This is a genomic window from Aerolutibacter ruishenii, assembly GCF_007830115.1.
In the GTDB taxonomy this organism is placed as follows: Bacteria; Pseudomonadota; Gammaproteobacteria; order Xanthomonadales; family Xanthomonadaceae; genus Aerolutibacter; species Aerolutibacter ruishenii.
Map to the genome: position 1 here is coordinate 158827 of NZ_VLKP01000002.1, position 26957 is coordinate 185783.

The following is a 26957-nucleotide window of genomic DNA, read 5'->3' on the forward strand; positions in this document are numbered from 1 at the left end:
GATGGCCGGCGGCCGACAGTTCCGCAACGCTGGTTGCGATGGGTTGGGCCTGGGGCGGCTAAGCTGTCGCCCCGTCTTCCGCTGACCGCATTGCACCCATGATCCGCGTCTTCCGCCTGCGACCGCTGCTGCTCCTGTCCTTCGCATTGCTGCTGGGCGCCTGTGGTGGCGGCAACGTCAAGCCGACCGCGACCGCCGCCACGCCGGTGGCACCGGTGCGCGTCGCGCCGGTAAAGGTGGGCATTGCCCTGGGCGGCGGCGCGGCCAAGGGCTTCGCCCACATCGGCGTGATCAAGATGCTGGAAGCCAACGGCATCCAGCCGGTGGTGGTGTCCGGCACCAGCGCCGGCAGCGTGGTCGGCGCGCTGTATGCCAGCGGCATGGACGCGTTCCAGATGCAGAAGGTCGCCTTCGCGCTGGACGAGGACAAGATCCGTGACGTCAGCCTGTTCTCCGGCGGCGTGATCAAGGGCCAGAAGCTGCAGGATTACGTCAACGAGCTGGTCGCGCAGCGCAAACTGGAGGCGATGAAGCGGCCGCTGGCGGTGGTCGCTACCCGATTGGAAGACGGCAAGCGCACGGTGTTCGTGCGCGGCAACACCGGGCAGGCGGTGCGCGCCTCCAGTTCGATCCCGGGCGTGTTCGAAGCGGTGAAGATCGGCGACAGCACCTATGTCGACGGCGGCGTGGTCAGCCCGGTGCCGGTGGACGCCGCGCGCGAACTGGGCGCGGACTTCGTCATCGCCGTGGACATTTCCAGCAAGGCCGACGGCAAGGCGCCGGGCAGCCTGCTGGGCAACATCAACCAGTCGATCACCATCATGGGCCAGAAGCTGGGCGCGCTGGAACTGCAGCGTGCCGACATCGTGCTGCGCCCCAAGGTGTTGGACATCGGCGCGGCGGACTTCGCGCAGAAGAACACCGCGATCCTGGAAGGCGAGCGCGCCGCGCTGGCGGCGATGCCGCGAATCAAGGCGAAGATCGCCCAGCTGCAGCAGGCGCGCCTCGCCGCCGCACGAGAGAAGGTGCGGGTGCAGGCGGTGCAGGACGCCGCCAGGGCGCAGGCCGAATGCGAGGCACGGCAGGGCACGGTGGACAAGCTGCTGCGGCGTGAGGACTGCACGGCGCTGGCGCGGTAACCGCCCCCGCCACTCCTGGTATCGACATCGATCGGCGCTGACCCAACCGCGGGGAGCCCTGGAGAATCGCGTGGGTTCATGGAACGGCCGCGCATTTCGGCCATCTTGTTGCGGGCTTGTGACCGGTCTCAACGCGGCAGCGGCAACCCCCGGAACGCCTTGACCGTGCGCAGCACGAAGCTCGAATTGACGTCCGCCACGCCGGCCTGGTTGAGCAGGCGGTCGAGCAGGAAGCGCGAGAAGTGGTCCAGGTCCTGCACCACCACGTGCAGCAGGTAGTCCATGTCGCCGGTCAGCGCGTGGCAGGCCACCACTTCGTCCCACTGGTCGACGAAGGCGGCGAAATCGCCGACCGCGGCGCGATCGTGGCGGCCCAGCTGCACCCGGACGAACGCCTGCAGGCCCAGCCCCAACCGTTCCGGGATGACCTCGGCGCGGTAGCCGCCGATCACCCCCTCACGCTCCAGCCGCTGCACCCGGCGCAGGGTGGCCGATGGCGAGAGGTGCACGCGCTCCGCCAGTTCGGCGTTGCTAAGACGGCCGTTGCGTTGCAGTTCGGTCAGCAGCAGCAAGTCGGTGCGGTCGAGATCGATGGCAGGCATGTTGGTGCGCGTTCAGGAGAGGCAGCGCAATGATTGTGCGCGTCTATCCTTAGTACTGCAATTTTTCACTCTTTTATCGACCTGACACGCATCAACTAGCAACCCGATTGCGCCCCCGCCACGCTAGCCTGAAGGACTGGCGGTATACCAGCCGCGCGGCACCCTTCGAGGACGCTGCGGAGGCCGGCCACGGCGCCCGCGTTCACGGTAGGCCGTTCGACCCGCGGATGGCTTGCCCACCTGCCGCCCAACTGTCCGCCTCTCTTTTTCGCCGAGCTCCCCATGACCCCTGCCACCCCCAACCGCGTCGAACACCAGCTCACCGACAAGGGCTACGTGCCGGTGTACACCACCGCGGTGGTGGAGCAGCCATGGGCAAGCTATTCGCAGGCCGACCACGACGTGTGGAAGGCCCTGTTCGCGCGCCAGCAGCAGATCCTGGTCGGCCGCGCCAGCGACGAGTTCCTGCGCCAGCAGCGGGCGATGGGCATGACTCCGGATCGGATCCCCAGGTTCGACGAGCTCAACAAGGTGCTGCGCGCCGCCACCGGCTGGGAACTGATCGGCGTGGAAGGCCTGCTGCCCGAACTCACCTTCTTCGAACACCTGGCCAACCGTCGCTTCCCGGTGACGTGGTGGATCCGCAAGCCCGAGCAACTGGACTACCTCAGCGAGCCGGACCTGTTCCACGACCTGTTCGGGCACGTGCCGCTGCTGATGAACCCGGTGTTTGCCGATTACATGGCCGCCTACGGCCGTGGCGGGGTCAAGGCGCACGCCATCGGCCCGGAGGCGCTGGTCAACCTGACCCGGCTGTACTGGTACACGGTGGAGTTCGGCCTGATCAAACAGGACGATGGCCTGCGCATCTACGGCAGCGGCATCGTGTCGTCGAAGGGCGAATCGATCCACTGCCTGGAAAGCGCCGCGCCCAATCGCATCGGCTTCGACCTGGAGCGGATCATGCGCACCCGCTACCGCATCGACACCTACCAGAAGACCTACTTCGTCATCGAAAGCTATGAGCAGTTGATGGATGCCACGCGCCCGGACTTCACCCCGATCTACGCCAGGCTGGCGCAGCAGGAGTCGATTCCGGCCGGCAGCGTGCTGGACACCGACACGGTGTTCAACCGTGGCACCGGCGAGGGCTGGCTCAACGACGGCGACGTGTGAGCCACGTCGCGCGGTGCGGCGGCGGCGCACGGCGCGCGCACCGCGCGGCCGTGGCGGTCGATCGCTTCCCAGCGGTCGTTGGTGTCCACCCCCAGGCCCAGCGGATCGGCACTGAGCAGGCCGGATTCGCGCAGGCTGGCCATCAACGGATGGGTCGTGCGGGCGAAGTCGGTGTCCAGTCCGGTGGCGCGCACCAGCACGTCGTAGCGCGCATTGCGGATGGCGCTGCTGCCGCGTTCCAGCAGCGAGACCTCGACCCCGGCTTCGCCGCGGCGCGCGCGCACCAGCCGCCCGGCCAGCAGCTGCAACTGGCCACTGGCGCGCAGTGCGTCCAGATCCTCGGCCACGGCCGGCGCCAGCCTGTGCCGCGCGACCTCCCAGTGCGGACGCAGGTGCCGCAGGAACCGGCGGCGCTGCGTCTCCGGCAAGTGGCGCCAGAAATCCTGCAGGTAGGGGCGCAGCGCATCCACCAGTCCGCGCCAGTCCGGCACGATCGGCGCCAGCGCGCGCAGGCTGCGCAGCACGCCGCGCAGGTCGTGGCGGTTGAGTGCGTGCAGCACGCCCGGCGGCAGCGCGATCGGCTCGCCACGTTCCGCGGTGTGCGCATGCGGCCACAGGCCGTGGCGCGACAGCACGGTGATCGGACCGCGGTGGCGACGGCGCCGCAGGGTGGCGGCCACGTCGGCCATGGTCAGCCCACTGCCGACCACCAGCACGGCCGCCTCCGCGGGGATCCGGTCGATCGCCCGCTCCTGCCACGGCCAGCCGATGTAGCCCGGATCCAGCGCCAGCCGCGGTCCAACCCCGGTCAGCGGCTGTGGTGGCAACGCGCCCACCGCAAGCACCACCGCATCGCTGAGGAAGGCACTGCCGTCGGCCAGGTGCACGCGGAACGCGCCGCGGCCCATGCGTTCCACCGCGATCGCCTCCTGTTCGATGCGCTCCAGCGCGGCCTCGGCCAGGTGCTCGGCCGACTGCAGCCGCGATTGCAGGTACTCGCCATACACCAGGCGTGGCAGGAACGCATCGCGCGCGCGCTCGCTCAAGTGCAGCCAGTCGGCAAACTCTCGCGGGTAGTCGCGCGTCGCACCCAGGTCACCTGCGCGCACGTTGAGCAGGTGCTCGATGCGTGCCTCGCCGTAGGCCACGCCGCGGCCGTAGGTCTCGGGCACGCCGACCAGGCTGATCGCCACGCCGGCGGTCGCGCGGCGAGCCAGTTCGATGGCGAGGACGCTGCCGGTGAATCCGGCGCCGATGATGGTGATGCGCATGCCGGCTCCCGCCGTCTGAGGGTGGAGGCATTAAAGCGAGCCGCGCGGCGCTTGCGGGTAAAACCGGGGTTACGCGTTGAGAACGGTTGTGCACATGCTCATCGCGGCACGGCATGAGTGGCGTGGGCGGTGGCTCCACCCCGCCTGGCCACGGCACGCGGCGGCAGGCGATGGCGACGGTCCAGCCACACCTTCGCCACCGCCGCCGCCGCCAATGGACCGAACCAGGCGGCGTAATACAGCCCGCTCGCGCCGACCGACGGCAGCAGCTTCGGCAGGCCGATGATCAGGAAGGCGATGTGCGTGGCCACGGCATTGCCGAGCATGGCGGTGTAGTGCTCGGTGCGCCACCACAGCGGGTGCCGGGCCAGCTGCGCGCGACGCAGGCGCTTGCGCAGCATGTCCACACCCACCGCCAGGCCGACGATCGAGAACCCGACCAGCAACGGCGCCTCCTTCTGCAGACCCAGGGCCAATACGCCCGCGCCCGCGAGGAAACTGGCCGCGCCCAGCGACACGTACACCGGACCGGTGTAGCGCGCCACGTCCGACTTGTCGCGCACCGCGCGCCATGAACTCCAGACCGCGGCGGCAGTGATCAGCAGCAGGTAGCCCAGGAACGACGATGCGACCACGTGGCCCTGCAGCGCCTTGCCCAGCGCCATCGCCGCGCCGGTCAGCAGGATGCCGGTCATCGCCAGCAGGTAGACTTGGCCGACCCGGCGGTGCAACGGGCTCCCTTTGCGCAGGAACGCGGCGGCCCAGAACGCGCCAAGTGCAACCGCGCCGATGCACGCGTGCACCGTGGCGATGGCGGGATAGGCGGCAAGCAGGGTTGCGGTCACCGACATGGCACGACTCCGGGTTGGGGTGCGCACAGGCTGCGTGCCGACGTGGTGACAACCCAGTTCCCGAAGTCACCGAGGCGGGGTGCCGGAAGTCACTTTCTTCTCCACAGCCATTGCCGCCCGGTCGCGGGCGTCGCAGCATGCGCCCATGTCGCCACTTCTTCGCCATTTCCTGCAGCCGCTGAACCTGGCCGGCCTGTTCACCCTGGTTGCGGTCGGCATGACCCTGCGTTGGCTGCCGGCCGAGCGGCAGGCCCCGGCGATGGCGTTGCTGGTGCTGTTCGGCGTGGTTCTGGTGTGGCGCGAGCTGGCCGAGCACGCCCGGCCGCGGCTGGCGCAATGCCTGCTATGGCTGATGCCACCGCTGGCGCTGGCGCTGCTGGCACTGGCGCCACGCCTGGGCACGCCGCAGATCCTGCTGGTGGTGTGGGTCGGTCTGGCCGCCTACCTGCTGCCGGCGCGCATGGTGCTGCTCGCCACGCTGGTGGCCAACACGTTCGCCTACCTGCTGATCCGCCAAGGTGGCCACGAGGCACCCTTCGTGATGGTGATGTTGTATGTCGCCTTCCAGGCCTTCGCGGCGCTGACCTCCCATTACGCCTGCACTGCCGAACGCGCGCGCGACAGCCTGGCGCGGGTCAATGCCGACCTGCTCGCCACCCGCGTGCTGCTGGCCGACAGCGCACGCGACAGCGAGCGATTGCGGGTGGCACGCGAACTGCACGACGTCGCCGGCCACAAGCTCACCGCACTGACCCTCAACCTGCGTGCAATCGCCGCCGAGCCGGCGTTCGCCGGCCGCCGCGAGCTGGCCGTGGCCCAACAGATGGCCGGCGAGCTGATGGGCGACCTGCGCAACGTGGTGCAGCAACTGCGCGACAGCCGGGGACTCGACCTCGCCACCGCCTTGCGCGCGCTTGCCGCGCCGTTGCCGCGGCCGGCGCTGCAGCTGGCGATCGACGACGACGTGCGCATCACCGATGCCCATGTCGCCGATACCGTGCTGCGCGTGGTGCAGGAAGCACTGACCAACAGCGTGCGCCACGGCGACGCCAAGACCTTGCACGTGCACCTGCAGCGCGATGGCGGCCGCATCCGGGTGAGCGCGGAGGACGACGGCCGCGTGCAGGCACCGCTGCGCGAGGGCAACGGCCTGGCCGGCATGCGCGAGCGCGTCGAGGCGGTCGGCGGCGCGCTGGCCCTGTCGACCTCGGCGCGCGGCGCACTGCGCATCGACGCGAGCGTGCCGGCGTGAACGCGGCCACAACCGGGGACATGGGCGGTGGCGCAGGCGTGCGCATCGCCTTGGCCGACGACCAGGCGTTGGTCCGCGCCGGGCTGCGCGCGCTGCTTGAACGCCAGGGCATCGCCATCGCCCTCGAGGCCGAGGACGGCGCGTCATTGCTCGACGGCCTGGCGCAGACCCCGGTCGACGTGGTGCTCAGCGACATCCGCATGCCCGGCACCGACGGCATCGACGCGCTGCAGCAATTGCGGGCGCGCGGCGACACCACGCCGGTGCTGCTGCTCACCACCTTCGACGACAGCGAGCTGCTACTGCGCGCCACCGAAGCCGGCGCCCAGGGCTTCCTGTTGAAGGACGCCGCGCCGGAGGACCTGCGCGATGCGATCGTGCGCATCGCCGCGGGCGATACCCTGCTGCAACCGGTCAGCACCGAACCGGTGCGCGCACGCTACCAGTACCACGCCGCCGATGCGCCACGGGAGCGCTTCAGCGAGCGCGAAGTGGCGGTCCTGCGCCTGCTCGCCGGCGGCTACTCCAACAAGGAGATCGCGCGCGCACTGTTCCTGGCCGAAGGCACGGTCAAGAATTACGTCTCCACCATCCTCGACAAGCTCGACACCCGCGACCGCACCCGCGCGGTGCTGAAGGCGATCACGCTGCGGGTGATCTGAACCGCGCATCGGCAAGCACCGCCGTACTCCACGGACTAGAATGGACGTCCGTACCGCGCCCTCGGATTGCCGCATTGACGCCGTTTCGCTTCTGACCGTCCTCACCGGCCGCGCCGTCCCGTTCACCCGGCCGGGCAGCGCCAGCGCCATCGCCAAGCAACCGCGCACCGAACGGATCGAGGTTCACGCCGAAGGCCTGCACGGTGACGAACAGGGCGATCGCCGCGTCCATGGAGGCCCCGACAAGGCCGTCCACCACTACCCGCTTGACCACTATCCGCCCTGGCGCGACGAACTCGGCGCGCACCCGCTGCTGCGGGCCGCCGGTGCCTTTGGCGAGAACCTGTCCACGCTCGGCATGACCGAGCAAAACGTGTGTCTGGGCGACCGCTTCGCGGTGGGCAGCGCGATGCTGGAAGTCAGCCAGGGCCGCATGCCGTGCTGGAAGCTCAACGACCGCTTCGGCGTGCCCCGCATGGCCCGCCGCGTGCAGGACACCGGCCGCACCGGCTGGTACTACCGCGTGCTGCAGCCGGGCGCGCTGTGCTTGGGCGACAGCCTCGCCCTGCTGGAACGCCCGCACCCCGCGTGGCCGCTGGCGCGCCTGTCCGCCTTGCTGTTCCAGCGCGTGCTCGATTTCGATGAGTTGCGCGCGGCACAGGCGCTGCCGTTGGTGCCATCGTGGCGCAGGCTGATCGACACCCGCCTGGCCCGTGGCGAGCGCGAGGACTGGAGCCGGCGCATCGATGGACCAGACTCCACGACCCCTGTCGAAGCCCTGCCAGTCCCGTTCAACGGTGTTGTGCCGGCTGCGGGCGACGCCCACGACGGCTGAGGCGCCGTAATGGCGCGCGCACCGCGCCGCTTGCACAAACCTGCACGCACGCTGAGCCGTCATCGCGCCATCGCCGTGCTGTCATTCTCGCGCGCCACCCTGTGCACCCGTTGCTCACAGCGGAATCGGCACCATGGCGCGCTACCCCAATCGGACCCTGGCCACGCCCAGTCCCCAAGCGATGCACGATAGCCCCGACCTGCACGATGCGCTGACGCGCACCGACGCCACCCTCAGCGAGGTGATCCGCCGTGCCGGCCGTGGCCTGGAACCCGAGCTGGAACGCGAGCTCGACGCCCACCTGCGCGGCCTGCGCGCGGTCCTGCCCGACGCCGATGTCGACGCCGCCGAGGCCACCATCGAAGCCGCCAAACGCGTGGCCGACTCCGCCGAACCCGAAGCCCCGCTGCTGATGCTGGCCATGGCCCGCGAGCAATTGACCCACGTGGTCCACCGTCGCGCCCGGTCCCGCCGCCGCCGCGCAGCGGCCTGACACCAGACCTCCCACACCCTCTCATCAGGTCTTGGGGTGCCGGGCGCGTTGTGGAAAAGCCGGCCAAGGATGGCCGGCGGCGCGACTCCGCGCAGGACTGCGCGTACGGGGCGCTGCAGCAACGCGCCCGGCACCCCAAGGCCGTGCGACCAAGCATTCCCCACCCACATCGGCGAAAATGGCGGCTTCGCGTCCACCCGTGCCCGCCATGACCCAGCCCAGCAGCCCCGTCTCCCTCACCCGCTTCCTGATCGAGGAGGAGCGCGCCGACCACATCAGCGCAGACCTGCGCCTGCTGATCGAAGTGGTCGCGCGCGCCTGCAAGACCATCTCCATCGCCGTGGGCAAGGGCGCACTGGGCGGCGTGCTGGGCGACGCCGGCACCGGAAACATCCAGGGCGAAGCACAGAAGAAACTCGACGTGATCGCCAACGACGTGCTGCTCGAGGCCAACGCCTGGGGCGGCCACCTCGCCGGCCTGGCGTCCGAGGAGATGGACCACAGCATGCCCATCCCCGACGTGTACCCGCGCGGCAACTACCTGCTGCTGTTCGATCCGCTGGACGGCTCGTCCAACATCGACGTCAACGTCTCGGTCGGCACCATCTTCTCGGTGCTGCGCTGTCCCGAGGGCGTGACCACGCCGGCCGACGAACACTACCTGCAGCCGGGCACCGCGCAGGTCGCGGCCGGCTACTGCGTGTACGGTCCGCAGACCACGCTGGTACTGACCGTCGGCCACGGCACCCACGCCTTCACCCTCGATCGCGAGGTTGGCAGCTTCGTGCTGACCACGCGCGGCATCCGGATTCCGGAAGAGACCAGGGAATTCGCGGTCAACGCCTCCAACCAGCGCTTCTGGGAGCCGCCGATGCAGCGTTACGTCGGCGACATGCTGCTGGGCAATCAAGGCACCCGCGGCAAGGACTTCAACATGCGCTGGATCGCGTCGATGGTGGCCGACGTGCACCGCATCATGACCCGCGGCGGCATCTTCAGCTATCCGCTGGACAGCAAGTGCGCGCCCAAGGGCGGCAAACTGCGGCTGATGTACGAAGCCAACCCGATGAGCTTCCTGGTGGAACAGGCCGGCGGCGCCGCCAGTACCGGCCGCCAGCGGATGATGGAGGTGCAGCCCAGCGGCCTGCACCAGCGCGTGCCGGTGTTCCTCGGCTCGAAGGCGGAAGTCGAGACCGCGGTGCGCTACCACGCCGAACACGACGCGGCGGGTTGATGACGGCACCCGCGGACTTCATCGAGGTCTATCCCGACGCACTCAGCCGCGAGCAGTGCGCGACGCTGCTGGCGCGCTTTGACGGCAGCAACGAGACCGCACCCGGGCGCGTCGGCGGCGGCGTACTGCCCGAGCTCAAGGACAGCCTCGACCTGACCCTGGCCGGCAAGCCCGCCTGGCGCGATGTCGAGAGCCTGCTCAACCAGGCCGTGTTCAACGCGCTGCTGGCCTACCTGCGCCGCTACCCCTACACCCTGATCGCGCCGCTGATGCTGGAAGTGGCGGGCGACGGCGGCAAGCGCCACCGGCTCACCGCCGAGCGCCTGGCGGCGATGGACGATGCCGCCCTGACCCCGATCGTGCAGGCCGTGCTGCGCCCCGGCGCGATCAACCTGCAGCGTTACACCGGCGGTCGCGGTGGCTACCCGTACTGGCACTGCGAGCTGTACCCGCGCGATCCGCGCGCTGACACCCTGCACCGCCACCTGCTATGGACGCTGTACCTCAACGACGAGTTCGAGGAAGGCGAGACCGAGTTCCTCTACCAGGGTCGCAAGATCACCCCGCGCACCGGTTCGCTGCTGATTGCGCCGGCGGGATTCACCCACACCCACCGCGGCAACCGCCCCCTGGGCGGCGACAAGGTCATCGCCACCAGCTGGATCCTGTTCCAGCGCGCCGAGCAGCTGTTCGGCGGGCAGTGACCATCCCGGCAGGCGCCGGATCGAAATGCGTCCGACGCGGATCGCGCGGGCCGACAACGGTCGCTGCGCCGCTTCCGGCGCCAGCACGCGCGCCGGTCAGCCGCCGGTGCGCGGGTGGTTGAGCACCAGCCAGTACAGCCCCACCTGCTTCACCGCCCAGACGAACTGCTCGAAGTCCACCGGCTTCTGGATGTAACTGTTTACCCCCAGCGCGTAGCTGGTCTCCACGTCGAACGGCTCGGCGCTGGTGGTCAGCACCACCACCGGCAGGGTTTTCGTCGCCTCGTTGGCGCGGATCGCCTGCAGCACCTCGCGGCCGTTGACCTTGGGCAGGTTGAGGTCCAGCAGCACGATCGATGGCAGTTCGGCCGGGTTGCGCCCGGCATGCGCGCCGCGCGCGAACAGGTAATCCAACGCCTCGGCGCCATCGGAAACCACGGTCAACGCGTTGGCGATCTTCGCCTCCCGGAACGCGATGCGGGTCAGCTCGACGTCGTCAGGATTGTCTTCGACCAGCAGGATTTCCTTGTGCATCATGCGTCTGCCCCCCGTGACGACGCGCCAGGCGCGCCGCTCATGTAACCGTGGCCGGCGCCACCGGCCATTCAAACGTGAAGACAGTACCGGTGCCCGGCACGGACTCGCCGCGCAGTTGGCCGCCGTGGCGCTCGGCGATGGCCTGCGCGATGGCCAGGCCAAGGCCATGGCCGGCGCCCTGCTCGGCCACGTGCAGGCGCTGGAACGGCTCGAACAGCTTGTGCGCATAGCGCATGTCGAAGCCGATGCCGTTGTCGCGCACCAGCAACTGCTGCCGGGTGCCATCGGTATTGGCGGAGACCTCGATGCGCGCGTTGGACACGCTGGCGGTGAACGCCCACGCGTTGTGCATCAGGTGCTGCACCAGCTGGCGCAGCAGGCGTTCGTCGCCAGTGACCTGCAACCCCGGCTGCACCGTCACCACCACCCGACGCTTCGGATCGCGATCGGCCAATTCGGCCGCCACCCATTCGACCAGCAGGCTCAGGTCGACGGCCGTGATATCCGGCTCGGCCCGTTGCGCTGCGGAAAGTTCGGACAGCGAGGCCATCAAGGCGCCCATGCGCGCGGACGCCACGCGGATCCGCGACAGGTAGTCGCGGCTGGTCTCGTCCATGCCATCGCCCGCGCGGCGCTCCAGCAGCGCCGCGAAGTTCTCGATCGCCCGCAACGGCGCGTACAGGTCATGCGCCAACGCATCGGCAAACGCCCGCTCACGCATGGCCGCGGCGGTCGGCGGCGACACGGGACTGCTCCCAGGGGGGGCTGACCCCTCTTCGGGAAGGCCGGATTGGCGGACGGAACTCGACATGGGCACTTCAGGTGGCGTACGTGGAGTTTAACCACTGCCGATGTGAGGGACGGGTGGACGCACCCTCACGCCGACTTCACGCACAATGGCTGGATGGACCTCCACCAGATCGTCTTCCTGCTGATTCTCGCCGGCTCGCTGTACCTGTTCATCAGCGAGCGGTTGCGGGTGGACGTCACCGCGATGCTGACCCTGCTGGCGCTGGTGGTCACCGGCGTGCTGGACTCCAAGTCCGCCCTGTCGGGCTTCGCCAGCGAACCGGCGATTATCGTCGCCGCGGTGTTCGTGATCTCCGGCGGGCTGGCCGCCACCGGCATCACCGAGAAGATCGGCCAGTGGGTGGAACGCGCCGCCGGCGCCAGCGAATCGCGGGCGATCGCGGTGACCATGCCGGTGGTGGCGGCGCTGTCGTCGTTCACCCACCACGTGATGGTCACCGCGATGATGCTGCCGATCCTGACCCGCCTGGCGCGGGCCAAGGGCCTGTCCGTCTCGCGGCTGCTGATGCCGATGTCGTTCGCCGCCTCGCTGGGCACCACCCTGACCCTGGTCAGCGCGCCGGCCTTCCTGCTGGCCGACAACCTCATCGAGCGCTCCGGCACCGAGGGCCTGGGCATCTTTTCCATCACCCCCATCGGCCTGACGCTGGTGGTGGTGGGCGTGGTGTACATGCTGCTGGCGCGCTGGCTGCTGCCCAAGCGTGCCGGGGACGCCGGCGATGACGGCTACCTGCGCCTGGATCGCTACCGCACCGAACTGCTGGTGGTGGAAGGCTCGCGCTGGAGCACGCGGCCACTGGCCGAATTGCAGAAGGCGCTCGGCGACAAGTTCCGCCTGATTGGCTGGCTGCGCGACGGCAAGGAGCGCGATGACCTGACCGCCAGCAGCCCGCTGATCAGTGGCGACGTGCTGCTGGTGGAGGCCTCGGCCGACGCGCTGGCCTCGCTGCATGACGACCCCGGGCTGGACCTCAACGCCCTGGCCCGCTTCGGCAACCGGATCACCGGCGAGGGCCAGCGGCAACTGGTGCAGGCGGTGGTAGCACCGGGCTCGGAGTTCATCGGCCGCTCCATCCGCGAACTCAACTTCGCCCGCCGTTTCCACACCGTGATCGCCGGGCTGTGGCGACGCGATGGTGACGTGGATTCGCGCCTGGCCGACGCGCGCCTGCGCGAAGGCGACCTGCTGGTGTTGTGGGGCCGGCCATCGCGCTTCACCGAGCTGGCCGCGCACCACGGCTTCCTGATGCTGGTGCCGTTCGCCGGCGAGGCCAAGCGCCGCGTGCGCGCGCCGCTGGCGCTGGCGGTGCTGGCGGCGACCGTGTTCGCCGCCGCCACCGAGCTGCTGCCGGCGGCGTTGGCGTTCCTGCTGGGCGCGGTGGCGATGGTCGCCACCCGCTGCGTGGACATCGAGCAGGCCTACCGCGAGATCGACGTGCGCATCTTCGTGATGATCGCCGGCGTCATCCCGCTGGGCATCGCCATGGAACGTACCGGGACCGCGGAACTGATGGCCGATGGCCTGCTGCACGTGGTCGCCGGCTGGCCCGCGTTGGCGGTGCTGCTGGTGATGTTCAGCGTGGCCGCGTTGCTCACGCAGATCCTGTCCGATGCGGCGACCACGGTATTACTGGGGCCGATCGCGGTGTCGCTGGCGCAATCGCTGGGACTGCCGGTGACTCCGTTCGTGGTGTGCACCGCACTGGGTGCGGTGGTCGCGTTCCTCACCCCGATCGGCCACCACGGCAACCTGCTGATCCTGGGACCTGGGCAGTACCGTTTCCATGACTTCCTGCGGATTGGCCTGCCGCTGACGGTGCTGATCGCGCTGGTGAGTGCGTGGATGGCGCAATGGTTGTGGCTGGACGGGCCGCTATTGCCCTTCTGAGGACCGCACGGCCTGCCCGGCCTACACCGGACCCCGTCGTCATCAGCGTCCCTGGCGACCTCGTTCCGGCGCGCCCCATCCCCCGTAAGGCGCCACCACGCCGTCCGGGGGCGCCGGGGGTTTGCGTGCATCGTCCATGCCGCTAGCCTAAGTCCCCGGGGCGGCGTGGACGCGACGCCCTCGCCCGCCGCCACCGAGCCCGTGATGCCGCCTTCGCCGCTCAACCTGTGGTCCTCGATCCTCGCCGTGCCCAACCTCGGGCTGTACCTGTGGCTGGGCTGGGCCGCCTACCTGCTCGGCCTGGGCAGCTGGATCATCCTGCAAAAGCGCGAACCGGCGGCTACGCTGAGCTGGCTCCTGAGCCTCGCTGCCCTGCCCTACATCGGCTTCGTCATCTACTACTTCCTCGGGCCGCAACGCATCCAGCGCCAGCGCCTGCGCCGCGTGCGCGCGCGCGCCACACTGCCGCCGCTTCCGCCGGACCTGAATCCGAGCCAGGACACCATCGAACTGGCGCGCATCGCCCAGTCCACCACCGGCCTGCCGCCCACCACCGCCACCGCCGCCGAGCTGCTGATCGACGGCGCGGCGAAGTTCGACGCGGTGCTGGCCGCCGTGGCGCAGGCGCGCGAGCACGTCCACCTGGAGTACTACATCTACCAGCCCGACCATATCGGTACCGCCCTGCGCGATGCGTTGGTGGAGCGCGCCCGGGCCGGGGTTCGCGTGCGCCTGCTGCTGGACGCGGTCGGCTCCGGCCGGACCAAGACGCGATTCCTGCAGCCGCTGGTCGACGCCGGCGGCGAGGTCGCGTGGTTCCATCCGATGCGGCTGCGCTGGTTCTGGCGGCGGCCGTGGCTGAACCTGCGCACCCACCGCAAGATCATCGTGATCGACGGCCGGATCGGCTTCACCGGCGGCATCAACATCACCGACGAGGAGGACGAACGCCGCCGCGACGACGCCTATCGCGACCTGCACCTGCGCCTGGAAGGCAACGTGGTGCATGAACTGCAGCTGGTGTTCGCCGAGGACTGGGCCTACGCCACCGGCGATGCGTTGCGCATGCCGCCGAGTCCGCCGGCCAGCCGCGGCACGACCATCGCACAGGTGCTGGTGTCGGGGCCGGATTCCAACTGGGAACCGATCCATCGGTTGCACGTCAGTGCCATCCACGAGGCCCGGGAGCGGGTCTGGCTGGTGACCCCCTATTTCGTCCCGGGCGAAGCGGCCCGGATGGCCCTGACCTCCGCCGCGCTGGGCGGCCTGGACGTGCGCCTGCTGGTGCCGCGGCTGAGCGACAGCCGCCTGGTGACCTACGCCGCCCGCTCCTATTTCGACGAACTGCAGGAGGCGGGCGTGCGGATCTACGAGTACGGCCCGCGCATGCTGCACACCAAGGCGCTGTTGTGCGACGACGACCTGGCGATCATCGGCAGCGCCAATTTCGACCATCGCAGTTTCCGCCTGAACTTCGAACTGTCGGTGCTGTTCCGGGACACCACGCTGGCGGCGCAGCTGGCGGAGCTGATCCGCGGCGAGTGCGCCAGCGCCACGGTGGCGCGCCACGACCGACCGCGCGACCTGTGGACCGTGCGCCTGCCCGAGGCGATGGCGCGGCTGGTGTCGCCGCTGCTCTGAACGCACGGGCTGCCAAGCGGCGGGACGACGGGTACACTCCGGCGACATGTCGAAGGAAGCCGCACCATGATGGCCTGGGTCTACCTCCTGCTTGCGATCGGCGCGCTGGCCGTGGCGTTCAAGACCGCGTCGGTCGGGCTGATGGCGGTGTGCCTGTTGCTGGCGCTAGGCCTGATCCTGGCCTGGGTGATGACCCTGCTCGCACAGCGCATCGACAGCCGCAGCCGCTCCGAGCACGCGATGATCGACCCCGACGAACTGCGTCGCATGCGCGAACAGGCCGAAGCGCGCAAGGCCGCCGCCGCGGCAGGTGAATCGCCGCGCTGACGTGGCAGCCGCCGTCGCCGTCCGCGGCGCGGCGTAAACTGCGCGGATGACCGTCCTCAGCGTCAACGTCAACAAGATCGCCGTGCTGCGCAATTCGCGCGGCGGCGACGAACCCAACGTCGTCCGTGCCGCCCGCGTCTGCCTGGAGGCCGGTGCGCACGGGATCACCGTGCACCCGCGTCCCGATGCCCGGCACATCCGCGCCGACGACGTGGTCGCCCTGGCCGCGCTCACCCGCGAGTTCGGGGTCGAGTTCAACCTGGAAGGCAACCCGTTCGCGCCGCCCCGGCCGGGCTACCCGGGGTTCCTGGCATTGTGCGAACAGGTGCGTCCGGCGCAGGCCACCCTGGTGCCCGACAGCGACGCACAACTGACGTCCGACCACGGCTTCGACTTCAGCCGCGACGTGGAGCCGCTCAAGCCGCTCGTCGCCGCGCTCAAGCGCCACGGCTGCCGCGTCAGCCTGTTCGCCGACGCGCATGGCGACCCGGGCCTCGATACCGCGGCCGGCGCCATCGAGCGTGCGGCCGAGACCGGCGCCGATCGCATCGAGTTGTACACCGGTCCTTATGCGGAAGCCTTTGCGGCCGGACAGGCCAGCACCATGCTGCAGCGCTTTGCCGGCATCGCCCGCCGCGCACAGGCGGCGGGTCTTGGGGTCAATGCCGGCCACGACCTGAGCCAGGCCAACCTCGGCGCGTTCCTGCAGGCGGTGCCTGGCGTGCTCGAAGTATCAATCGGCCACGCCCTGGTTGGCGAGGCGCTGTACGCCGGACTGGAGGCCACCGTACGGGGCTATCTCGCCGTGTTGCGGGACACGGCGCCGGCTGGCTGAGAGGCAACCGGCACGGACACGCTGTTGCCGCCCAGGCCTGGTGGCGAACACGGCTTCGTTGAGGCGGGTTGGGAACAGCAAAAAAAACGCCGCCCGAAGGCGGCGTTTTCACGACGGTAAGTGTCTTGCGGTCAATCGTTCTGCACGAAGCCGATCTTCTGCATGTCGGCATTCTTTGCATGTGCGAGCACCTTGGCCAGCACGCCGTAATCGGCGTCGCTGCTGGTTTCGATCTCCAGCAGCGGCTGGTTGGTCGGGTCACGCTCGACTTCCTGGCGCATCAGGTTCGGCAGGGCCGCTACCGGTTGCGTCTGGTCGTTCCAGAACACCTGGCCGCTGGCATCGATCCGCAGCCGGATCGGCGGCGGCGGTTCCTTGAGCTGCGGCGGCGGGTTGAGCGACTTCTGCGGCAGGTTCACCTCGATCGGATACGAGGCGATCGGCGCGGTCACCATGAAGATGATCAGCAGCACGAGCATCACGTCCACGAGGGGCGTGACGTTCATGTCCGACATTGCACCGCTACCGGAGTTGGATGCGAAAGCCATGGTCAGGTCTCCTTAGCGCTCTTTGATCGCGACGAAGCCGACCTTGCGCATGCCCTGGGCCTGCGCAATCTTCACGACATCCTGGACGATCCGGTACTTGGTGGTCTTGTCGCCGCGGACGTTGATCTGCGGCTGCGGGGTCTTCTGGGCCTCGACCGAGAGGCGGCTCTCGAGCTGGTCCTTGGAGATCGGCTCGTCATTCCAGAACAGCGAACCGTTCTCCTTCACCGCCAAGGTGATCGGCGGCACTTCCGGCGCCTTCTCGTCCTTCTTCGCCCCGATCTGGACCTCGGGGAGTTCGACCTGGATCTTATGCGACATCAGGGGCGCGGTGATCATGAAGATGATCAGCAGCACCAGCATCACGTCCACGAGTGGCGTGACGTTGATTTCGGCCATCGGGCCGCCGCCGCCGTTGCCTGTACTGAAAGCCATGTCGAAACTCCAACTACTGCGCTAAAGGAGAAAAGGCGCTGGTTGTGGGGATCAGCGCTTGCTGCCGATCTCGCCCACGCGCGAACCGGTGGCGAAGAAGTCGTGCAGGTCGTGCGCGAAGGTGTCGAACTTGTTGTTCGTCACGCGGTTCACGCGGGTGAAGAAGTTGTACGCCAGCACCGCCGGGATCGCGACGAACAGGCCGATCGCGGTCATGATCAGTGCTTCACCGACCGGGCCGGCCACGGCGTCGATCGAGGCCTGACCGGTCGCACCGATCTTGATCAGGGCGTGGTAGATGCCCCACACGGTGCCGAGCAGGCCGACGAACGGCGCGGTCGAACCGGTGGTGGCCAGCACGGCCAGGCCGTCTTCCAGGCGACCGCTCTCGCGGGTCACGGCCTGGCGCAGGGCGCGGTCCACGAACTCCGAACGGTTCAGCGACTCGACCAGGCGCGAGCCCTCATGGCGCTGGTGGTGGGCGGCGGCCTGGGCGGCGTCGAGGGCGATCTTGGAGAACGGCTCGGCCTTGGACTGCTCTTCCATGTAGCGGATCGCATCCTGCGCGTTCGGGGTTTCCCAGAACGTGCTGATCACGCGATCGGCGCTGCCGCGCAGGCGCATGTTCTTGATGAAATTGATCACGATCCAGTAGACCGACATCACCGACATCACCGCAAGCGTGATGAAGACGATCCAGCCGACCGTATCGAAGTTCTGGAGCAGATGGGCGAAGCTCATCTGCTGGAGGGCTTCGGCGTTGTTGCCCCCGGCAGCAGCAGCGGTGGTGGTTTCCTGCAGCATGACGCTTACCTTTCGATGTCGTGGAAAGAGGTTTGGGTATTACTGGTTATTGCGTGTTGCGCCCGGGCGGGTCCGATCACTCGCCCAGGTTGAACTCGTACGGCACGCGGACGCGGCTCGGCACGCCAACACCGCCCTTCTTGGCCGGGTTGAACTTCGAGCGACGGGCCGCATCCATCGCGGCACGGTCGAGGTTGCGGTTGCGGCTCGACTTCTCGACGGCCACGTCGGTGACGTTGCCGTTACCGTCGATGGTCACGATGACCACCACCGTGCCCTGCACGCCCCCGCGCAGCTCGGCCGGCGGGTACTTGGGCTGGTTCATGCGGCGCGACGAGGGGTCGATCGAACCCTCGACGTCGATCGAGGTCTGCGGGGCCGGTGGCGACGGCGGAGCCGGCGGCGGGGCCTGCACATCCACCGGCGACGGCTCGTCCACGATCACCGGCGGCTCTTCCGGCGGCGGCGGCAGCGGCGAGGGCTTCGGCGGCGTCAGGTCCTTCGGCGGGGTGATCGGCTTGATCTCCTGCGGCGGCGGCGGCGGCGGCGGCGGTGGCGGCGGCGGCGGCTTGATCAGGTTGACGAAGGTGACTTCCTCTTCCGCCTTGTCTTGGGCGGGAGGGGCCATCGGGGCCAGCATGAACAGCAGGGCCGCGGCATGCACGGCGATCGCCATGGTGATACCGGCGATACGTGCCCAGTTCAGGCCTTCGTCGCTATCGTCGGCGGAGTGGTGATGTGCGAGGTCTTGCGTCATGCGCCGTCAACTCGGGAGGGGTGACCGGACGCACGGGCGCCACGGGACTTGAACAGTTCCCGCGACAATTTCTCGTCGTGGGAACCTCCTAGGATATACCAAACCGAGACTTCCATTCCAAGGCCGGTGCTGCAAAAACGTGACGCCGGTTACTTGGACGGCAGCGCGAGGATTTTCTTGATGTCGGCCGGGTTCTTCACTCCCTTGGCCTGGGCCTGGCGGGCGGCTTCCTTGGCCTCCGGGATCCGGTCCTCCTGCCACAGCAGGCGGGCGAGGTTGAGATAGGCCTCGCCGTTGGTCGACAGCGGTGCCGCCTTGCGGTAGGCCTCGATGGCCGGGCCGGGCTGGTCGGTGAAGTAGTACGACTGGGCCAGGGCCAGATAGGTCTGGTAGTCGCCCTTCAACACGCCCTTCTGCAGGCCCTCGTTGATCACCGAGATCGCCTGCTTTTCCTGCCCATCGGTGTTGAGGTAGGCGGCGTACAACTGGCGGTACTCCCGCTCCTCGGTCAACTGGCCTGCACTGCGCAGCTTTTCCAGCACGCCGATCGCCTTATCCATCTGGTCGGCGTTCTGGTACGCCGCCGCCAGGTTCAGCTGGGCGCGCTTGTCGCTCGGGCTCTTGGCGGCGATGCGCTCGGCCAGCGCGGTCGCCTCGGCGTAGCGCTCGCTTTCGAAGTAGGTCGCCATCAGCACCTGCAGCCAGTCGTTCTTCGGCTCGGGCGAGGCGTCGATGGCCTGCTTGAGGATGGCCGCGGCCTCGGGGTAGCGCTCCATGCGGTACAGCGCGTTGCCCTTGATCATCAGGTGCTCCGGCTTCTGGCTCTTGCTCTCGGCCAGGAAGCGGTCCATCACCGCCAGCGATTCGGCGTACTTTTCGTCCTGCAGCAGCAGCTGCGCCTGCATCAGCATCGCGTTGAAATGGCCGTTGTTGTCCAGGCCATTCAACTGCTGCACCTGGGTGAGGTACGCCAGCGCCGCAGGGTTGTCATCGGCCTCGTAGGCGATCTGCGCACCCATCTGCGCCGCGAACGACTTGTCGTAGGCGTTGCTCTTGGCATCGGCGATCAGCTCATCGGCCAGGGCGCGGGCCTCGTCGCCCTTGTCGTCCTCGTACAGCTTGAGCAGCTTCTGCAACTTGGTCGATGCCTTGGCGCTGGCCTTGGCGTCCGGTTCCTGGCGCGTGGCCTGCGGATACAGGGCCTCGGCCTTCTTCTGGCTGCTCTTGCCGGCGCGTTCGGCGTCACGCTGGGCGCGGCGCTCGGCAGCCGACTGTGCGCTGGCCTGCGACACGGCACCCAGGGCGAGGACGGCACCCACCGCAATGGCGATGAGGGAACGATTGAGGGACACGGAAGTGTTCATGGGAGGTACCTCGGCCACGGCTGCAGTCATGCCGTTCCACCGACCACCGGCGGAACGAGAGGGAGGCAAAGCTATCATTAATGGCGGGACGTTCGAAACTGATCGAAATCAAGTATGAACGATTCGTTCAGCCACACCTTGGCGTATGGCCGGACGCGCGGGCCTGCTGGTAAACCGGCACCAGCGACGCGGCGCGGCTGCGCAGTTCGCTGATCCGGTTCTCGGGATTGGGATGGGTGGACATCCATTCCGGCGCGCGGCTGGTCTCGGCGGCGATCATGTTCTGCCACAGCGACACCGCCTGCTGCGGGTCGAAGCCGGCCTTGGCCATGAGCTGCTGGCCAACCACGTCGGCTTCGGATTCCTGGGTCCGGTTGTTGGGCAACAGGATCAGGGTCTGCGCGCCGATGCCGGCGATCTGCCCGGTGGTCTCCGCTGCACCGCTGCCGTAGCGCGAACCGATCAGCGCGCCGAGCAGGTTGACGCCTGCCTGCGCACCGGCCTGTTGGGTGACGCGTTCGTCGTGGTGGCGGGAGATGACGTGGCCGATCTCGTGCGCGATCACCGCCGCCAGCTGGTCCTGGTTCCTGGCGACGGTGAAGATGCCGGTGTTCACCCCGATCTTGCCGCCTGGCAGGGCAAAGGCGTTGGCCGAATTGTCGGCGAACAGCGCGACCTCCCAGTTGGCCTGCCACTCCGAGGGCAGCTGGCGGGTCACGGCGCTGGCCACGCAGCGCACGTACGCGGTCTGGGCCGCGTTGGTGCTCTGCGGGGTCTTGGCCTTGGCCTGTTCGAAGGCCTGCGCACCCATCTGGTTGAGCTGTTCCTGCGAGACCGCGCCGACACGCTGGGTGCGGCCGGTAGGCGAGGTGGCAGTGGCGCAGGCGGCCAGCGTGGCGGAGATGGCTAGGGCGAGCAGGACGCGCTTCATGGGGGGGCCTCTGGCAGGTTCATGTTGGTGAACTATGTAGTCCTGCGGCCATGAATGCGCCGTCAATTCCCATGCCAGCGTCGCCAACGGTTCAGCCAGGCGGCGGGCGCCCGGCCGCGCCTGCCCTGGACCCAACGAAGGCGCGCGTGCGGTTCGGCCAGGCGACGGCGCGGTCCCGCCGGCCTCGGCTCCATCGCTGGCACGCGAGCGCAGGGCGGGGGGCGGGGCGGGCCCCCTGCCTGCTGTCACACGTCGAGGTTGGACACCTTCAGTGCGTTGTCCTCGATGAACTCGCGGCGCGGTTCGACCACGTCGCCCATCAGGGTGCTGAAGATCTGGTCGGCGGCGACTGCGTCCTCGATGCGCACCTGCAGCAGGCGGCGGGTTTCCGGGTTGACCGTGGTGTCCCACAGCTGCTCGGGGTTCATTTCGCCCAGGCCCTTGAAGCGCTGGATCTGGCGACCCTTCTTGGCCTCTTCCAGCAGCCACGCCTGCGCCTCGGCGAAGCTGGCGATGGGCTGGGCGCGGTTGCCACGCACGATCTGCGCGCCTTCGCGGATCAGGCCGTGCAGCTGCGAGGCGGCTTCGCGCAAGGGGCGCAGGTCGCCGCCTTCGAAGGCGGACATCGGCAGGACCTGGATCAGCTCCTCGCCCATGTGCATGCGGTGCACGAGCAGGGCGGCCGGGCGCTGCTCATTGGCCGGCTGCAGCTCCAGGCGGTAGCGCGGGCGGCCCAGGCCGCCGCGGTTGAGGCGCGCCTCCAGCGCATCGAGTTCGTCGCGCTGGTCGACGCTGGCGTACAGCCGTTCGGGATCGAGCGCGGTGTAGTCGACCAGCACTTCCAGCACGTGGCTGTCGTAGCGGTACGCGTTGCGGGCGATGGTCTCGCGCGCCGCGGCGTAGGTGACCAGCAGCTTCTCCAGGGCGGTGCCCTCGATCGGCGGCTCGCCGGTAGCCGGGACCAGGCTGGCGCCATCGACCGCGTTGTTGGCCAGGTACGCATCCAGCGCGGCATCGTCCTTCAGGTACAGCTCGTTCTTGCCCTGCTTGATCTTGTACAGCGGCGGCAGGCCGATGTAGATGTGGCCGCGCTCGAGCAGCTCCGGCATCTGCCGGTAGAAGAACGTCAGCAGCAGGGTGCGGATGTGCGAGCCGTCCACGTCGGCGTCGGTCATCACGATGATCTTGTGGTAGCGCAGCTTGTCCGGGTTGTATTCGTCCTTGCCGATGCCGGTGCCCAGCGCGGTGATCAGCGTGCCGACCTCGGCGCTGGACAGCATGCGGTCGAAGCGCGCGCGCTCGACGTTGAGGATCTTGCCGCGCAGCGGCAGCACCGCCTGGGTCTTGCGGTTGCGGCCCTGCTTGGCCGAGCCGCCGGCCGAGTCACCCTCGACGATGAACAGCTCCGACAGCGCCGGGTCCTTCTCGGAGCAGTCGGCCAGCTTGCCGGGCAGGCCGGCAATGTCCAGCGCGCCCTTGCGGCGGGTCAGGTCGCGGGCCTTGCGTGCGGCCTCGCGGGCGCGGGCGGCGTCGACCACCTTTTCGCAGATGGCACGGGCCTCGTGGGGGTGTTCCTGCAGGAACTCCTCCAAACGTGCGCCGAACGTGCTTTCAACGACCGGCTTCACGTCGGAACTGACCAGCTTTTCCTTGGTCTGCGACGAGAAGGAGGGGTCCGGGACCTTGACCGACAGCACCGCGATCATGCCTTCGCGCATGTCGTCGCCGGACAGGTTGATCTTGGCCTGCTTGGCAATCCCGCTCTGCTCGATGTAGTTGCTGAGCGTGCGGGTCAGCGCGGCGCGGAAGCCGGCGAGGTGGGTGCCGCCGTCCTTCTGCGGGATGTTGTTGGTGAAGCAGAACATCGTTTCCTGGTAGGCGTCGGTCCACTGCAGGGCCACGTCCACGGTGATGCCGTTCATCTCACCACTGACCGAGATGACGTTGGGGTGCAGCGGGTTCTTCAGCTGGGCCAGGTGCTCGACGAACGAGCGGATGCCGCCCGCGTACTGGAAGGTGTCGCGCTTGCCTTCACCCCGTTCGTCGATCAGGGTGATCTTGACCCCGGAGTTGAGGAACGACAGCTCGCGCAGGCGGCGGGCGAGGATGTCGTAGTGGAACTCGGTGTCGGTGAAGATCTCCTTCGCCGGCAGGAAGCGCAGGGTGGTGCCGCGACGGGTCGAGGCTTCCAGCTGCTTGAGCGGGTAGACAGGCTCGCCCAGCGCGTATTCCTGCTGGTAGTGGTGGCCGTCGCGCCAGATGTCCAGCCACAGGCTGGAGGACAGCGCGTTGACCACCGACACGCCCACGCCGTGCAGGCCGCCGGAGACCTTGTAGCTGTTGTCGTCGAACTTGCCGCCGGCGTGCAGCACGGTGAGGATCACCTCGGCCGCGGACACGCCTTCTTCCTTGTGGATGTCGACCGGGATGCCGCGGCCGTTGTCGGACACCGAGCAGGAGCCGTCCTCGTGCAGGATCACGGTGACCTCGTCGGCGTGGCCGGCGAGGGCCTCGTCGATGGAGTTGTCCACGACCTCGAAGACCATGTGGTGCAGGCCGGTGCCGTCGTGCACGTCGCCGATGTACATGCCCGGACGCTTGCGCACGGCTTCCAGACCACGCAGGACGGTGATCTTGCTGGAGTCGTAGGTCTGGGAGACAGCGGTCGGGGCGTCGATCTGGGCCGGGTCTTGCGCGGGGTCGTGCGGGGTCTGGGTCATGCGGGAAAAGGCTCCGGTGACGCGGGTTCCGGGGTAGTCCGGACGCGTCGGGATACATCAAAGGGATGTGTTCCGAGTATAGCAGGCGGGGGCCTTGTGGCCGGGCTGGCCTGCTTTTGTTCCACGTGGAACACGGTGAGTGTTCAGCGGGTGGAGAGGGAACGGCGGGCGCGGAGCAGTGAGGGACAGGAGAAGTCCGGCACTGCCGGGCCTGCAAGCGCCAGCTGCCTTGAATCTGGAAGGTCCATCCAAGGAAAACCGGCGCGCCAGGGGCTGTCAGCGCCATCCCGTGGGTACGCGACGCGCGACGGAGGCGCAGGCGGTCGACACAGGTGCCCGGCACGAACGGGCGGCCAGTCTCCCCGCTGCGGGGGCGGGCGCCGGGACGCGCGGCGCGGCCGTGCAGGGGTTCAGTCGAGCGAGGGTGTGATCCGCCCATGTTCCACGTGGAACATGGAAACGTGGGGGGATGGCCCCTGCAGGGCAGGCGGCACCTCGGTGCCGGTAATGAAGGCCTGCGCACCAGTCGACCTCACCCAGGCCAGTACCCGGCCCTGGTGGTGCCGGTCCAGTTCCGATGCCAGGTCATCCAACACGATGACCGGCCAGTCCCCGCGCACCGCCGCATGGTGCTCGGCCTGGGCCAGCAGGGCGGAGAGCGCGGTCAGCTTGGCCTGCCCGCGCGACAAGGCCTCGCGGCCGGGCACGTTACCAAACGCGATCCGCCAGTCCGCACGGTGTGGCCCAACGGAGGTATAGCCGGCCTGCCGGTCGCGGTCGCGGACAAACAACAGGGCATCCAGCAACGGGAACTCCTCCCGGCGCCAACCGGGCAGATACTCCAGGCGCAGACCGCCCAAGCCAGGCGCCAGTTCCGCGGCCAGGCGGACCAAGGTCGGTTCGATGGCCTCAAGATAACGCTGGCGATGCTGGCCCAGGGGCTCGCCGGCCTCGGCCAGCTCCCGATCCCACGCATCGAGCTGGTCATCTCCCGACCTGGCCTTGAGCAGGGCATTGCGTTGGCGTAGTGCACGGGCATAACGTCGCCACAACGACAGGAACTCGTGTTCCACGTGGAACAAACCCCAATCCAGAAACCGGCGCCGGTTCTCCGCTGCGCCGGTGATCAGCGCGTGGCTGCCAGGTTCAAAGCTGACCACCGCCAGGGCCGCACACAGGTCGCCCAGCTGTGCCACCGTCTGCCCGTCCAGGCGGCCCTGCCAGTCGCGGCCGGTATGGCGCAGGCCCGCCCGGCGCGTGCGCAACGGATCCGTCGGGCTGCCAGGCATGGTTTCCTCCCGACCCGGGGCGGTACTGGCGATGGTCGAGCTCACGTCATCAGCTCCCAACTTCGGGCGTGGCCCATCCACGCCTGTCAGGCCAGCGCCCGAGGCTGGAGTGTCCGTTGCCGTCGCGCCGACGCCCGGCACACGCTCGCGCCATTCCACGAATACCTCGGTGGCCTCCGCGCCCTGGCGGATCAAACCATCGCCCACCCGCGCACGGAAACTGCGGCCATAGGCCATCAGGTGCAGGGCCTCCAACACGCTGGTCTTGCCGGCCCCGTTGTCGCCAGTGACCAGGTTGATCCCGGCACCCGGCAACAGCTGGACCTCGTCAAAGCGACGCAGGTTATGGAGGTCGAGGCGGGTGACATGCATGGCAGGCTAGGGAACCAGAAAGAACGACGCCCGGGCAAGCCGGGCGTCCAAACGGATTGCGACGGTTGGCCAAGGTTTGTTCCACGTGGAACAAACCGTCGGCATACCGGGGTTACAGGCGCAACGGCATCACCACATGGCGACAGCGCTCGTTGGAGGCCTCGCGTACCAGTGCCGAAGAGTTGGCGTCGCGCAGTGCCAGCACCACGTTCTCGTCACGCAGCGAGGTCAGCGCATCCAGCAGGTAATTGACGTTGAAGCCCACCGCCAGGTCGTCGACCCGGGTGTCGGCCTCGACTTCCTCCTGCGCCTCTTCCTGCTCCGGGTTGTGCGCGCTGATCTTCAGCTGGCCCGGCGAGACCTCGATGCGCACGCCACGGTACTTCTCGTTGGACAGGATCGCGGCACGCTGCAGCGAGGCGCGCAGCACTTCGCGGTCGATGCGCACTTCCTTGTCGGCGCCAATCGGGATCACCGCTTCGTAATCGGGGAAGCGGCCGTCGATCAGCTTGCTGGTGAAGGTCACGTCGTCGCGCTTCACGCGGATGTGGCCGCGACCCATCTCGATCTCGATCTCGCGGTCGCCGCCTTCCAGCAGGCGCTGCAGCTCGGTCACGCCCTTGCGCGGGACGATGATCTGGCGCTTGGTCTGCACGGCATCTTCCAGCTGCGCCTCGCAAAGGGCCAGGCGGTGGCCGTCGGTGGCCACGCAGCGCAGCGAGCTTTCACGCAGGTCGAACAGCAGACCGTTGAGGTAGTAACGCACGTCCTGCTGGGCCATGGCGAAGGCGGTGCGTTCGATCAGCTCCTTCAGCGAGGCCTCGGGCACGCGCACGCGCTCGGTGGTCTCGATCTCCTCGATGGAGGGGAAGTCGTTGGCCGGCAGGCTGGACAGAGTGAAGCGCGAACGACCGGCCTGCACGGTGATCTTCTCCGCGCTCTGGCTGATGGTCACCTTGCTGCCGTCGGGCAGGGCCCGGACGATCTCGAACAGCTTACGCGCCGGGATGGTGGTTTCGCCGTCCTGGGCGTCATCCACGGCGATGCGCGAAACCATCTCGACCTCGAGGTCGGTACCGGTCAACGACAGCTGGCCGCCGTTGACCTGGACCAGCAGGTTGGCGAGCACGGGGAGCGTCTGGCGGCGCTCGACGACGTTGACCACCTGGGCCAACGGCTTGAGAAACACTTCGCGTTGCAGGCTGAAACGCATGCGGACCCGCTCCCCTTTCCAATATCAAGTTGTTGAATAAATCAAAAGCCTGGTGGTGGTGGAGTCGCGGAAAAACCGGGAAAACCACTTCAAGCAATTGATTTAAAACGTTATTTCTTCAGTGCAAACAGCGGTATAACGGCCCCGGTTGCGTGCGCACAAGCTGTGGACAGTTTTCTGGTCCTCGCCGGCAGGCCAGGTTATCCACATGTTGTCCGCGCCGTGGCCACAGGATGCCCAGAGCCGGAAGTGCTCCCGCCATTTTCC

General features: G+C 68.4%; 24 protein-coding genes and 3 pseudogenes. 12 read left to right on the forward strand and 15 right to left on the reverse strand.

The window, feature by feature from the left end:
* Positions 1-98: 98 nt before the first annotated feature.
* On the forward strand, positions 99-1139 hold the full coding sequence (locus tag IP93_RS03030; protein ID WP_144811829.1) for a patatin-like phospholipase family protein: 1041 nt from the start codon (positions 99-101) through the stop codon (positions 1137-1139).
* 128 nt (positions 1140-1267) lie between these two features.
* Here the strand turns inward: IP93_RS03030 and IP93_RS03035 are convergent, their stop codons facing one another.
* A complete protein-coding gene (locus tag IP93_RS03035; RefSeq protein ID WP_144811831.1) occupies positions 1268-1741 on the reverse strand; it encodes an Lrp/AsnC family transcriptional regulator in 474 nt (157 codons plus the stop codon).
* 282 nt (positions 1742-2023) lie between these two features.
* Between IP93_RS03035 and phhA the strand changes: the two genes are divergently transcribed.
* Complete coding sequence (gene phhA, locus IP93_RS03040; protein ID WP_144811833.1) at positions 2024-2917, forward strand: phenylalanine 4-monooxygenase; 894 nt, start codon at positions 2024-2026, stop codon at positions 2915-2917.
* On the opposite strand, the gene IP93_RS03045 is transcribed toward phhA, so the two are convergent.
* Both IP93_RS03045 and IP93_RS03050 read right to left on the reverse strand, forming a co-directional pair.
* Positions 2806-4188, reverse strand: a complete 1383-nt coding sequence (locus IP93_RS03045) for an FAD/NAD(P)-binding protein (protein WP_144811836.1) — start codon at positions 4186-4188, stop codon at positions 2806-2808. The genes phhA and IP93_RS03045 overlap by 112 nt on opposite strands.
* Positions 4189-4286: 98 nt before the next feature.
* Complete coding sequence (locus IP93_RS03050; protein WP_144811839.1) at positions 4287-5039, reverse strand: hypothetical protein; 753 nt, start codon at positions 5037-5039, stop codon at positions 4287-4289.
* Positions 5040-5184: 145 nt separating this feature from the next.
* On the opposite strand from IP93_RS03050, the gene IP93_RS03055 reads away from it, so the two are divergent.
* The 6 genes and pseudogenes from IP93_RS03055 (at position 5185) to IP93_RS03080 (ending at position 10219) form a co-directional block, all read left to right on the forward strand.
* Entirely contained in the window at positions 5185-6291 is a 1107-nt protein-coding gene (locus IP93_RS03055; RefSeq protein WP_144811842.1) for a sensor histidine kinase, read from the forward strand.
* Between the two features lie 20 nt (positions 6292-6311).
* Entirely contained in the window at positions 6312-6953 is a 642-nt protein-coding gene (locus IP93_RS03060; RefSeq protein ID WP_144812330.1) for a response regulator transcription factor, read from the forward strand.
* A 40-nt stretch (positions 6954-6993) separates the two neighbouring features.
* A pseudogene (locus IP93_RS03065) lies at positions 6994-7704 on the forward strand (MOSC domain-containing protein); the annotation flags it as partial.
* Positions 7705-7969: 265 nt separating this feature from the next.
* The gene (locus IP93_RS03070) at positions 7970-8281 is read left to right on the forward strand and encodes a hypothetical protein (RefSeq protein WP_158636256.1); all 312 of its coding nucleotides are present in this window, start codon (positions 7970-7972) and stop codon (positions 8279-8281) included.
* A gap of 208 nt (positions 8282-8489) precedes the next feature.
* Positions 8490-9515 (forward strand): class 1 fructose-bisphosphatase, encoded by a 1026-nt coding sequence (locus IP93_RS03075; protein WP_144811851.1) that lies wholly within the window; start codon positions 8490-8492, stop codon positions 9513-9515.
* Positions 9515-10219, forward strand: a complete 705-nt coding sequence (locus IP93_RS03080) for a 2OG-Fe(II) oxygenase (RefSeq protein ID WP_144811854.1) — start codon at positions 9515-9517, stop codon at positions 10217-10219. The genes IP93_RS03075 and IP93_RS03080 overlap by 1 nt, the downstream gene beginning before the upstream one ends.
* Before the next feature lie 96 nt (positions 10220-10315).
* Here IP93_RS03080 and IP93_RS03085 read toward each other — a convergent pair whose 3' ends face one another.
* Entirely contained in the window at positions 10316-10753 is a 438-nt protein-coding gene (locus tag IP93_RS03085; protein ID WP_242006713.1) for a response regulator, read from the reverse strand.
* A 40-nt stretch (positions 10754-10793) separates the two neighbouring features.
* Positions 10794-11501, reverse strand: a complete 708-nt coding sequence (locus IP93_RS03090) for a sensor histidine kinase (RefSeq protein ID WP_158636257.1) — start codon at positions 11499-11501, stop codon at positions 10794-10796.
* A 159-nt stretch (positions 11502-11660) separates the two neighbouring features.
* Here IP93_RS03090 and IP93_RS03095 point away from each other — a divergent pair, with 159 nt between their 5' ends.
* The 4 genes from IP93_RS03095 to IP93_RS03110 all read left to right on the forward strand — a co-directional run bounded on the left by IP93_RS03095 (position 11661) and on the right by IP93_RS03110 (position 16257).
* Complete coding sequence (locus IP93_RS03095) at positions 11661-13454, forward strand: SLC13 family permease (protein ID WP_144811862.1); 1794 nt, start codon at positions 11661-11663, stop codon at positions 13452-13454.
* Between the two features lie 204 nt (positions 13455-13658).
* A complete protein-coding gene (cls, locus tag IP93_RS03100) occupies positions 13659-15095 on the forward strand; it encodes a cardiolipin synthase (RefSeq protein ID WP_144811865.1) in 1437 nt (478 codons plus the stop codon).
* Between the two features lie 69 nt (positions 15096-15164).
* Complete coding sequence (locus IP93_RS03105) at positions 15165-15422, forward strand: hypothetical protein (protein ID WP_144812332.1); 258 nt, start codon at positions 15165-15167, stop codon at positions 15420-15422.
* Between the two features lie 46 nt (positions 15423-15468).
* A complete protein-coding gene (locus tag IP93_RS03110) occupies positions 15469-16257 on the forward strand; it encodes a pyridoxine 5'-phosphate synthase (RefSeq protein ID WP_144811868.1) in 789 nt (262 codons plus the stop codon).
* Positions 16258-16388: 131 nt separating this feature from the next.
* Here IP93_RS03110 and IP93_RS03115 read toward each other — a convergent pair whose 3' ends face one another.
* The 10 genes and pseudogenes from IP93_RS03115 to dnaN form a co-directional block, all read right to left on the reverse strand.
* Positions 16389-16805 (reverse strand): ExbD/TolR family protein, encoded by a 417-nt coding sequence (locus tag IP93_RS03115; protein ID WP_144811870.1) that lies wholly within the window; start codon positions 16803-16805, stop codon positions 16389-16391.
* A 12-nt stretch (positions 16806-16817) separates the two neighbouring features.
* Entirely contained in the window at positions 16818-17240 is a 423-nt protein-coding gene (locus tag IP93_RS03120; protein ID WP_144811873.1) for an ExbD/TolR family protein, read from the reverse strand.
* Between the two features lie 51 nt (positions 17241-17291).
* Positions 17292-18044, reverse strand: a complete 753-nt coding sequence (locus tag IP93_RS03125) for a MotA/TolQ/ExbB proton channel family protein (protein ID WP_144811876.1) — start codon at positions 18042-18044, stop codon at positions 17292-17294.
* A gap of 76 nt (positions 18045-18120) precedes the next feature.
* Complete coding sequence (locus IP93_RS03130; protein ID WP_144811879.1) at positions 18121-18801, reverse strand: energy transducer TonB; 681 nt, start codon at positions 18799-18801, stop codon at positions 18121-18123.
* Between the two features lie 149 nt (positions 18802-18950).
* Complete coding sequence (locus tag IP93_RS03135; protein WP_144811882.1) at positions 18951-20165, reverse strand: tetratricopeptide repeat protein; 1215 nt, start codon at positions 20163-20165, stop codon at positions 18951-18953.
* A gap of 127 nt (positions 20166-20292) precedes the next feature.
* A complete protein-coding gene (locus IP93_RS03140; protein WP_144811884.1) occupies positions 20293-21096 on the reverse strand; it encodes a M48 family metallopeptidase in 804 nt (267 codons plus the stop codon).
* Positions 21097-21341: 245 nt separating this feature from the next.
* The gene (gene gyrB, locus IP93_RS03145) at positions 21342-23816 is read right to left on the reverse strand and encodes a DNA topoisomerase (ATP-hydrolyzing) subunit B (protein ID WP_144811886.1); all 2475 of its coding nucleotides are present in this window, start codon (positions 23814-23816) and stop codon (positions 21342-21344) included.
* A 410-nt stretch (positions 23817-24226) separates the two neighbouring features.
* Positions 24227-25078 (reverse strand): annotated as a pseudogene (gene recF / locus IP93_RS03150) (DNA replication/repair protein RecF); the annotation flags it as partial.
* A 171-nt stretch (positions 25079-25249) separates the two neighbouring features.
* Positions 25250-25477 (reverse strand): annotated as a pseudogene (locus IP93_RS16005) (AAA family ATPase); the annotation flags it as partial.
* A gap of 112 nt (positions 25478-25589) precedes the next feature.
* Positions 25590-26690 (reverse strand): DNA polymerase III subunit beta, encoded by a 1101-nt coding sequence (gene dnaN, locus IP93_RS03160; protein ID WP_144811889.1) that lies wholly within the window; start codon positions 26688-26690, stop codon positions 25590-25592.
* Between the last annotated feature and the right edge of the window lie 267 nt (positions 26691-26957).